The organism is Xanthobacter sp. NM-59 (assembly GCF_021401125.1).
Taxonomy (GTDB): Bacteria; Pseudomonadota; Alphaproteobacteria; order Rhizobiales; family Xanthobacteraceae; genus Xanthobacter.
The window spans coordinates 296,454-306,149 of sequence record NZ_JACBFQ010000004.1 but is presented as its reverse complement, the minus strand read 5'-3'; the positions used below and the strand labels follow the sequence as shown (position 1 = coordinate 306,149).

12 protein-coding genes and 1 pseudogene are annotated in these 9,696 nt (G+C 67.1%); all 13 read left to right on the top strand.

Annotation, left to right across the window (positions count from 1 at the left end):
* Positions 1–310, top strand: a pseudogene (locus L0966_RS10885) (hypothetical protein); the annotation flags it as partial.
* Positions 307–945 carry a ParA family partition ATPase gene (gene parA, locus L0966_RS10880; RefSeq protein ID WP_234051907.1) on the top strand — a complete coding sequence of 213 codons (639 nt, stop codon included), beginning with the start codon at positions 307–309 and terminating at the stop codon, positions 943–945. The pseudogene L0966_RS10885 and the gene parA, both read left to right, overlap by 4 nt.
* On the top strand, positions 942–1,196 hold the full coding sequence (locus L0966_RS10875) for a hypothetical protein (protein WP_234051906.1): 255 nt from the start codon (positions 942–944) through the stop codon (positions 1,194–1,196). Before parA ends, L0966_RS10875 begins: the two co-directional genes overlap by 4 nt.
* The gene (locus L0966_RS10870) at positions 1,193–1,714 is read left to right on the top strand and encodes a DUF2840 domain-containing protein (protein WP_234051905.1); all 522 of its coding nucleotides are present in this window, start codon (positions 1,193–1,195) and stop codon (positions 1,712–1,714) included. Before L0966_RS10875 ends, L0966_RS10870 begins: the two co-directional genes overlap by 4 nt.
* Positions 1,711–2,256: a S26 family signal peptidase gene (locus L0966_RS10865; RefSeq protein ID WP_234051904.1), complete on the top strand. Its 546-nt coding sequence runs from the start codon at positions 1,711–1,713 to the stop codon at positions 2,254–2,256. Before L0966_RS10870 ends, L0966_RS10865 begins: the two co-directional genes overlap by 4 nt.
* 68 nt (positions 2,257–2,324) lie before the next feature.
* Positions 2,325–2,672: a DUF736 domain-containing protein gene (locus L0966_RS10860; protein ID WP_234051903.1), complete on the top strand. Its 348-nt coding sequence runs from the start codon at positions 2,325–2,327 to the stop codon at positions 2,670–2,672.
* A gap of 3 nt (positions 2,673–2,675) precedes the next feature.
* A complete protein-coding gene (locus L0966_RS10855) occupies positions 2,676–3,449 on the top strand; it encodes a lytic transglycosylase domain-containing protein (protein WP_234051902.1) in 774 nt (257 codons plus the stop codon).
* Between the two features lie 244 nt (positions 3,450–3,693).
* A complete protein-coding gene (locus tag L0966_RS10850; protein ID WP_234051901.1) occupies positions 3,694–5,433 on the top strand; it encodes a VirD2 family relaxase/mobilization nuclease in 1,740 nt (579 codons plus the stop codon).
* 25 nt (positions 5,434–5,458) lie between these two features.
* The gene (locus L0966_RS10845) at positions 5,459–7,444 is read left to right on the top strand and encodes a conjugal transfer protein TraG (protein WP_234051900.1); all 1,986 of its coding nucleotides are present in this window, start codon (positions 5,459–5,461) and stop codon (positions 7,442–7,444) included.
* Positions 7,445–7,451: 7 nt separating this feature from the next.
* A complete protein-coding gene (locus tag L0966_RS10840) occupies positions 7,452–7,904 on the top strand; it encodes a ribbon-helix-helix protein, CopG family (protein WP_234051899.1) in 453 nt (150 codons plus the stop codon).
* 167 nt (positions 7,905–8,071) lie between these two features.
* A complete protein-coding gene (gene trbB, locus L0966_RS10835) occupies positions 8,072–9,088 on the top strand; it encodes a P-type conjugative transfer ATPase TrbB (protein WP_234051898.1) in 1,017 nt (338 codons plus the stop codon).
* A gap of 32 nt (positions 9,089–9,120) precedes the next feature.
* Positions 9,121–9,414 (top strand): TrbC/VirB2 family protein, encoded by a 294-nt coding sequence (locus L0966_RS10830; RefSeq protein ID WP_231712474.1) that lies wholly within the window; start codon positions 9,121–9,123, stop codon positions 9,412–9,414.
* A complete protein-coding gene (locus tag L0966_RS10825; protein WP_234051897.1) occupies positions 9,414–9,695 on the top strand; it encodes a VirB3 family type IV secretion system protein in 282 nt (93 codons plus the stop codon). Before L0966_RS10830 ends, L0966_RS10825 begins: the two co-directional genes overlap by 1 nt.
* Position 9,696: the final 1 nt, after the last annotated feature.

The following is a 9,696-nucleotide window of genomic DNA, read 5'->3' as shown; positions in this document are numbered from 1 at the left end:
TGGTCCGCCTCCGTCGCCGATCCGGACGGAGCACCACGCCCCGCAGTCCTGGATCGCAGGAGGGCATCATCGCCACCGCCAGACCGCTGGCGAAGGGGCACTGGTCAGTACCCCGGCTAACAGAGAATCTAACTTTGAAGAGCGCGCGCGCGAGGTGGAAAACCTCGTCCAGCAGGCCGTGAACGGGCTGAGCGCCAATAGCAAACGGCACGCCAGCAGCACCGCGCTCGCCAGTGCCGACGCACCGAGAAGCCAAGTTCTCGGCGCTCCGCAACTCCCTTTTGGCCAGCGTTCGGGAGAGCGCCGATGATCGTGGCCTTCCTCAATCAAAAGGGCGGCGTCGGCAAGACGACGCTCGCGCTGCACATCGCGGGTGAATGGGCCGCCAGGGGAAAGCGAGTCACGCTGGTCGATGCGGACCCGCAGGGCTCGGCGCTCGACTGGTCGCAGCAGCGCGCCCGCGAACATGCGCCGCGCCTGTTCGGCGTCGTCGGCATGGCCCGCGATACGCTCCATCGTGAGGCGCCCGAGCTGGCGCGCGACGTCGATCATGTCGTGATCGACGGGCCGCCGCGTGTCGCTGGGCTGATGCGCTCCGCGCTGCTCGCCGCCGACCTCGTGCTGATCCCGGTGCAGCCGTCGCCACTCGACGGCTGGGCCTCTGCCGAAATGCTGGCGCTCTTGTCAGAGGCGCGGATCTATCGGCCCGAGCTGCGGGCGCGCTTCGTCCTCAATCGCTGCGGTGCGCGCACGGTGATCGCCCGCGAGACCGCCGATACGCTCGCCGATCACGATCCGCCCGTCCTGCGCAATACGGTCGGCCAGCGCGTCATCTACGCCGACGCCGCGCAGTCCGGTCGCCTCGCTTTCGAGATCGACGATGACGGTCCCGCTGCGCGCGAGATCGCCGCACTCGTCACCGAGATCGAAAGGATCGCGCCATGAGCGAGCGATCCGAACGGCGCGGCTTCGCCGCGCGTCCGACCAACGCTGACGCCTGGATCAAGGCCGCCGATGCCCCGGCGACGCGCGGAGCAGACGTGGAAGCCTTCACCGCTCGCATGACCATCGACGTCACGCCGGAGCTGCGCGGACGGATCAAGATCGCAGCCTTCCGGCGCGGCGTCACCGTCGCAGACATGCTGCGCGAGCTGCTCGCGCGCGAATTCCCACCCGTCGAAGGAGACCCCTCATGACCGGCGCCGCGGCCCCCCGCGCGCACGGCGGCCCGACGCCGACCGCGCTTCCGCACGACAATCTCACCCATGTCGAGCTGACCTGGGTCGAGAAGAAGATCGAGAACTGGATACGGTTCGGCGCGCACGCGCACGAACAGATCCTCGATCGACGGCGGCGCGTCCTGTCGTTCCGCCCTGGCGCGGTCTTCGCGTTCGTGCGCTGGGCGTCGAACGACTTCGGCACGATCATTTCGCGCATCGACATCGTGCGCGCCGTGTCGCGTGGCGAAGCCTACCAGACGCTGCCCTTCGTGCGTCCGGGCGGCGACATCCTGCTCAAGATCGAGAGCTGGCCCAAGGTCGAGCGCGTGCTGCAGGCGATCGACGCCATCGAGCGCATCGGCGTCGATCCCGAAGCGGTCTCGCCCGATCACTGGCGGCACGTCCACAACCGGCTGACCGCCGGCCATGAGCCGCGCGCCTACACGCTCGATCATCACCGCGCGTTCTTGGCTCGCCGGAGGGCCGAGCCGTGAGCCGCGCCGGACTTCTCCTCGCGACGACGCTCGCAGCGCTCGGCGTCGGCTATCCCGGCCTCACGCCGATGCCGACCAAGCTGGTCTGGAACGCATCGGCGAGCGCGCCGATCGGCCTCTACACGATCGACTTCGACGGGCCGTTCGACGTCACCGATCTTGTCGCCGTCGATGCACCCGAGCCGCTCGCGACGTTCCTCGCGACACGCGGCTATCTGCCCAAGGGCGTACCGCTGATGAAGCGCATCCTCGCCGTCTCCGGGCAGACTGTTTGCCGTTCGAACCTCGCCATCACCGTGGATGGCGTCGAGGTCGGCGCGGCGCTTGAGCGCGACCGCGCTGGCCGCGATCTCCCCGTCTGGCAGGGCTGCCGCCGCGTCCATACCGGCGAAATCTTCCTGATGAACTGGCAGGTTCGCGACAGCTTCGACGGCCGCTACTTCGGCCTCGTCTCGACCGACCAGATCATCGGCCGCGCCATCCCGCTGTGGACCGACGAAGACGGCACCGGCCGCTTCGAGTGGCGTGCGCCGACTCGCTGACCGCTTCGCCATCGGCGGGAGCGGTGCTCGCCGATGGCATTCCCAACCCCACCGCCAAGGAGACAGACATGCCGCAGATTGGCGAATTCACGCGCGACGACGCCGGCTTCATTGGCCACCTCGGAACGCTCTTGCTGCATCAGGACATCATCATCGTCGCGGCAGAACCGTCCGACGCCGAGAACGCACCCGATTATCGCGTTCACCTCTTCGACGGCATGAGCAACGAGACAGGCCCGGAGATCGGCGCGGGCTGGAAACGCGCCGGCGAGAAGGCCGGCGAATATGTCGCGCTGCTGATCGACGATCCGACATTCCCGCATCCGATCCGCGCCAACCTGTTTCGTGATGACGATGCCGGTAACGCCTGGTCGCTGCACTGGTCGCGCCAGCGCGATCGCGGCGAGAAGGATTGAACGATGCCTGCTCGCCGCCAGACGACGAGCCATCCGAATGCGTCCGGGCTGCATCGCGCGGCCCGGCGCGTGGCTCTCCTTCTCCTTTCCGGCCTTACCCTCGCGAGCGTGACCCCGGCGATCACGATAGCGCAGGACGCGCCTGTGGTTCCTCCGTCGCCGCGCGATGCCTATGCCGAATACATCGCCGAAGCCTCGCGACGCTTTGGCGTTCCCATTGCTTGGATCAGGGCGGTGATGCGCGCCGAAAGCGCCGGAGTATCGCGCGCGGTTTCCTCTGCCGGCGCGATGGGCCTGATGCAGATCATGCCCGCGACCTGGGCCGATTTGCGCGTGCGGCACGGTCTCGGCCGCGATCCCTACGATCCGCGCGACAACATCCTCGCGGGCACGGCGTACCTTCGCGAGTTACACGATCGCTACGGTTCGCCGGGATTTCTCGCGGCCTATAATGCCGGACCCGGACGCTATGAAGCGTCGCTCGGCGGCCGTCCGTTGCCGGCCGAGACACGCGCCTATGTCGCCTTGCTCGCGCCGATCATCGACAGTTCGGGCGGCACGAATCCGATCGCGATCGCGGCAATCGACCGATCGGCGTGGACACGCGCGCCGCTGTTCATCGCCCCGTCCGGTCGCGCGCCGGCTACCGCTTCCGTGTCGGCCGAGCGTCCTGCCGATGACATCGCGACTACGACCACGGCACGCGATGTCTCCGCCATCGTGCCGCAGTCGAACGGGCTGTTCGTCGCGCGCGCCTCTTCGGAAGAGCCGCGATGATGGCACTCGGCGGCATTCGCAGCTTATCGCACCCCAGCGTGTCCAAGAGGGCGCGGAGGTGGGAGGCAGGCACCACAACCGGAGGATGGCGAGATAAAAAGCCGCGAGGTGCGGCGCCGGTCGGTTGTGTTGTTTCAATAGGTTATGACCCGTTTTCGCGAGGTGCAGGATTTCCACGCGCCTCGCGGCGAAGCCGGTTTCCCCGCGATTTCATGCGCTTGCCGCGATGTGCGGGGTCTCGGCCATGAGCGGCGAGGACGAATTCCGCATTCGGCCTGGCCGCATCCGCTCATCCAGCGCCCAGCGCGCCAGGCCCTTCATCGCGCAGGCGCTCGCCGCCGCGCAGAAGGCCGGCGCCCGTATCTCTCGCACCGGCCGGATCAGCTCCGGCAAACGCTCGACCTTCGGGCGCGGCCGCACGGCGAGCGTGCGCGCCGATCGTCTGCTGACGGGCCGCTCGCGCATCGTCATCATCAAGACCCGGCTCGTTTGCCATCACGCGCGCGCCGCGCCGCTTGCCGCCCATCTGAGCTATCTGCGCCGCGAGGGCGTCACCCGTGACGGGGAGAAGGCCGTGCTGTTCGGGCCGGAGACCGATGACGTCGATGGCCGCAGCTTCGCCGAGCAATGCCAGGACGACCGGCATCACTTCCGCTTCATCGTCTCGCCGGAGGACGCCGCCGACATGGCGGACCTCAAATCCTTCACCCGCGATCTGATGGGCCAGATGGAAACGGATCTCGGCACCAAGCTCGATTGGGCCGCCGTCGATCATTGGAACACGGACAATCCGCACGTCCACGTCATCCTGCGGGGGCGCGCCGATGACGGGCAGGATCTCGTCATCGCGCGCGACTACATCAAGGAAGGGATGCGCGCCCGGGCCGCCGATCTCGTCACGCAGGAACTGGGGCCACGCACCGATCTCGACATCTGCCGTAATCTGGATCGCCAGGTCGAGGCGGAGCGCTGGACCCAGCTCGATCGGCAGCTCGTTCGCGACGGCCACGATGCCGGCGTCATCGACATGGCGCCCGATCCGAACGGTAGGCCCGACGAATTTCACGCGCTGAAGGTCGGACGCCTGCGCAAGCTCGAAACACTGGGGCTCGCCGAGCAGGTCGGTCCCGGCCAATGGTTCATCGACGGCAGGGCCGAGGCGACGCTGCGCGAGCTCGGCGAGCGCGGCGACATCATCAAGCGGATGCACCGGGCGCTGACCGAACGCGGCATCGAGCGCGGCTCGGCTAGCTATGTGTTGGCGGCCGAGAGTCTCGACGCGCCGATCATCGGCCGGCTGGTCGATCGTGGCTTGGATGACGAGCTGAAGGGCACGGCCTATGCCGTGGTCGATGGCGTCGATGGCCGCACCCATCACATCAAACTGCCCAACCTCGATGCGGCGGGCGACAGCACGCCGGGTTCAATCGTCGAGCTGCGTAGGTTCGACGATGCGCAGGGTCAGCGGCGCGTCGCGATCGCCGTCCGTTCCGATCTCGACATCGACCGCCAGATCACGGCCTCAGGTGCGACCTGGCTCGACCGACAGAACATCGCCCGCGAGCCGGCCGCGCTTTCCGAGGGTGGGTTCGGCGCCGAGGTACGGCAGGCGTTGGATCGCCGTGCCGATCATCTGGTCGGACAGGGTTTCGGCGAGCGGCACGGCCAGCGCGTCACCTTTACCCGCAACCTGATCGACACGCTGCGCCGCCGCGAGCTGGAGGCGCTCAGCGAGAGGCTCTCCGCCGAGACCGGCCAGCCATTCAATCGGGCGGCCAGCGGCGAGTTTGTCGCCGGCTCCTATCGCCAGCGCTTCACACTCGCCTCGGGCCGCTTCGCCATGCTGGACGACGGCCTCGGCTTCCAGCTCGTGCCGTGGACGCCCTCCCTCGAAAAGCATCTCGGCAAACACGTCTCCGGCGTCGCCCGCGACGACGGCGGCATCGACTGGAGCTTCGGCCGCAAGCGCGGCCTCGGCCTCTGATCCCTCGCAGAAAGGCACAACCGCTATGTCCGCTACGAAAATTCTCTGGGGCCAGATTCTCACCGTCTTCGTCATCGTGCTGATCACGACCTGGGGCGCGACCGAATGGGTGGCCTGGCGGCTCGCCTTCCAGCCCGAGTTGGGGCAACCGTGGTTCAGGCTGTTCGGCTTTCCTTTCTATTTACCGCCCTCGTTCTTCTGGTGGTGGTACGGGTTCGATGCCTATGCGCCGACGATCTTTGTCGAGGGCGCCTACATCGCGGCATCGGGCGGCTTCATCTCGATCGCCGTCGCGATCGGCATGTCGGTCTGGCGCGCGCGTGAGGCCAAGAAGGTCGAGACCTATGGCTCGGCGCGCTGGGCCGAGCGGCAGGAGGTGCAGGCCGCTGGCCTGCTCGGCGCCGATGGCGTGGTGCTCGGCCGATACGAGCGGGACTATCTCCGCCATGACGGGCCGGAGCATGTGCTGTGCTTCGCGCCCACGCGATCGGGCAAAGGCGTCGGCTTGGTAGTGCCGTCGATGCTGGCCTGGCCGGGCTCGGCCATTGTTCATGATATCAAAGGGGAGAACTGGACGCTGACGGCCGGTTTCCGCGCCAAGCATGGCCGCGTGCTGCTGTTCGATCCGACCAACACCAAATCGTCGGCCTACAATCCTCTGCTCGAGGTGCGCCGCGGCGAATGGGAGGTCCGCGACGTTCAGAACATCGCCGACATCCTGGTCGATCCAGAAGGTTCGCTCGAGAAGCGCAACCATTGGGAAAAGACCAGTCATGCGCTGCTGGTCGGCGCAATCCTTCACGTCCTCTATGCTGAGGAGGACAAGACGCTCGCCGGCGTCGCCGCCTTCCTGTCCGATCCGAAGCGGCCCATCGAGTCGACGTTGGCGGCGATGATGAAGACGGCGCATCTCGGCGAAGCTGGGCCGCATCCCGTCATCGCCAGCGCCGCCCGCGAACTGCTCAACAAGAGCGACAATGAGCGGTCGGGTGTGCTCTCCACCGCGATGTCGTTCCTCGGCCTCTATCGCGATCCTGTCGTGGCCGAGGTGACGCGGCGCTGCGACTGGCGGATCACCGACATCGTGGGCGGCAAACACCCGACGACGCTCTACCTCGTCGTGCCGCCCTCCGACATCAACCGCACCAAGCCGCTGATCCGCCTGATCCTCAATCAGGTCGGCCGACGCCTGACCGAGGACCTGCAGGCGAAGGCCGGTCGCCATCGGCTCCTCATTATGCTGGACGAGTTTCCGGCGCTGGGACGGCTCGACTTCTTCGAGTCCGCGTTGGCCTTCATGGCGGGCTATGGCCTCAAGAGCTTCCTGATCGCGCAATCGCTCAACCAAATCGAAAAGGCCTACGGCGCGAACAACTCGATCCTCGACAATTGCCATGTGCGGGTGAGCTTCGCCACGAACGACGAGCGTACCGCCAAGCGTGTTTCCGACGCGCTCGGCACCGCGACCGAGATGAAGGCGATGCGGAACTATGCTGGGCATCGGCTGTCGCCCTGGCTCGGGCATCTGATGGTCTCCCGATCCGAGACGGCACGCCAGTTGCTCACCCCCGGCGAGATCATGCAGCTCCCGCCGACCGACGAGATCGTCATGGTCGCGGGGACACCGCCGATCCGAGCGAAGAAGGCGCGCTACTACGAGGATGCCCGCTTCAAGGAACGCATCCTGCCGCCGCCAGCGCTCGCACAGCCCAAGCAGGGCCGGCCTGACGACTGGACCGCGCTGCCGCTCCCGGCACGGCCCGTGATCGCCGCGGCAGAACCGGGAGCGGAAACAGGTGACGAAGATCCGACCGATTCCGAGCGTCGCCAGCAACCCGAACTAAGCCGCGTGACGCCCGTCGAGAAGAAGGCTTCGATCGAGAACGAGTTCGAGATCGGCCTCTCCGACGACGCCGAGGATGACGCTGTCCGAAATAGCCGGATGAACCGGATGATGCAGGGCGTCGCGCGACAGGTGTCGCTCGATCCGGGTGACGGCATGGAGTTGTGAAGCAGCCATGACGAAATCCGCGAAGAAACAGCGCCTGTCGGTCTATCTCGATCCCGCCGTGATGCGCCGTCTCACCGAGCATGCGGCGCGACGCGATCATTCTCGATCGCTCGTGGCGGAAGCGGCCATCGAATCCTTCCTGTCGCCCGATGCGGCCGAGCGACAGGAAGCGGCCGTCACCAAGCGCCTCGACCAGCTCGATCGCCGCATGGCGCGGATGGAGCGCGACGTCGGCATCTCGGTCGAGATGCTCGCCGTGTTCGTGCGATTTTGGGTCGCGACTACGCCGGCATTGCCGGAACCTGCCGCGCAGGCCGCCCATGCAAAGGCGGGCGAACGCTATGATCAATTCGTCACCGCGCTCGGCCGCCGGTTGGCCAAAGGGCCGAAGCTGCGGCAGGAAATCGCTGAAGACGTCAGCGACTCACACACAGGAATGGGGCTCGCGCGCGACGAATAGTGTCTGGCGCCTGGCGTTCAAGACAAAGCCTGCGCCGCCGTTCTCCTGTATTTGCACGCCACGCTACTACGCCTCCCTTTTCCTGTTGAAGCAGCCCAAAATCAGGCCCTTTTAATCATCCCCGTCCGGGGAAGGACTGTCTCGACCCCGATGGAAACGGGGGTCATGTGGCGGCTTCACATCAACATGCGGAAGGTCTCGCGCGCGGCGCACGGATGCTGCGCACTGCGCTCGGCCCGGCGATCGCGCGCTACCTCGACGACGCCAGCATCGTTGAAGTGATGCTCAACCCCGATGGGCGGCTGTGGATCGACCGCCTATCGGAAGGGCTCTCCGATACGGGCGAACGGCTGTGCGCGGCGGACGGCGAACGCATCATTCGCCTGGTCGCCCATCACGTCGGCGCCGAGGTTCATGCGGGCGCGCCGCGTGTGTCGGCGGAGCTGCCGGAAACGGGGGAGCGGTTCGAGGGCCTGTTGCCTCCAGTCGTTGCGGCGCCGGCCTTCGCGATCCGCAAAGCCGCGGTCGCTGTCTTCACACTCAACGACTACGTCCACGCCGGGATCATGTCGACCGAACAGGCCGAGATGCTGCGCCAGGGCGTGGCTTCTCGCGCCAACATTCTCGTCGCCGGCGGCACATCCACCGGCAAGACCACACTCACCAACGCGCTGCTTGCCGAGGTCGCGAAGACCGCCGATCGCGTCGTCATCATCGAGGATACGCGCGAGCTGCAATGCGCCGCGCCGAATCTAGTGGCGATGCGCACCAAAGATGGCGTCGCCTCGCTCTCCGATCTCGTCCGCTCGTCGCTGCGCCTGCGCCCCGATCGCATCCCGGTTGGCGAGGTCCGCGGCGCCGAGGCGCTGGAGCTGCTCAAGGCATGGGGCACAGGTCATCCCGGCGGCATCGGCACGATCCACGCCGGCAGCGCGATCGGCGCGCTGCGGCGGATGGAGCAACTCATCCAAGAAGCCGTCGTCACCGTCCCGCGCGCGCTGATCGCCGAGACGATCGATATCGTTGCCGTCCTCTCCGGCCGCGGCTCCGGACGCCGTCTCTCTGAACTCGCGCGCGTCGAGGGCCTCGGCCTCGACGGTGACTACCGCATCGCGCCGGCCGTCATCGAGGGCGACGCCGGCCCGACCTTGTTCACCCGAAGCCCTGAAGGAGAAAGCCTGTGATCCAACGCCTGCGCCTCGCGCGCCACCTCGCCATGACTGTGTCCGTCGCCACGCTGTCGGTAGTGATGGCCGCGCCCGCCCACGCCTCGGGCTCGTCGATGCCGTGGGAGCAACCGCTGCAACAGATCCTGCAGTCGATCGAAGGCCCTGTGGCCAAGATCATCGCGGTGATCATCATCATCGTCACCGGCCTGACGCTCGCTTTCGGCGACACGTCCGGCGGCTTCCGACGGCTGATCCAGATCGTGTTCGGCCTCTCGATCGCCTTCGCCGCGTCGAGCTTCTTCCTGTCGTTCTTCTCGTTCGGCGGCGGGGCGCTGGTCTGATGACGGGCGTTGTCGAACAGGCCGGCGAGGTTCCGGGTTACACGGTCCCGGTTCACCGGGCGCTGACCGAGCCGATCCTGCTCGGCGGCGCCCCGCGCGCCATCGCCATCATGAACGGGACACTTGCGGGCGCTGTCGGCCTCGGCCTCCGCCTCTGGCTGGTCGGCATCGCGATCTGGGCGATCGGCCACGTCGCGGCGGTCTGGGCGGCCAAGCGTGACCCGCTTTTCGTCGATGTCGTGCGCCGCCACCTGCGCGTCCCCGCGCATCTCGCGGTTTGAG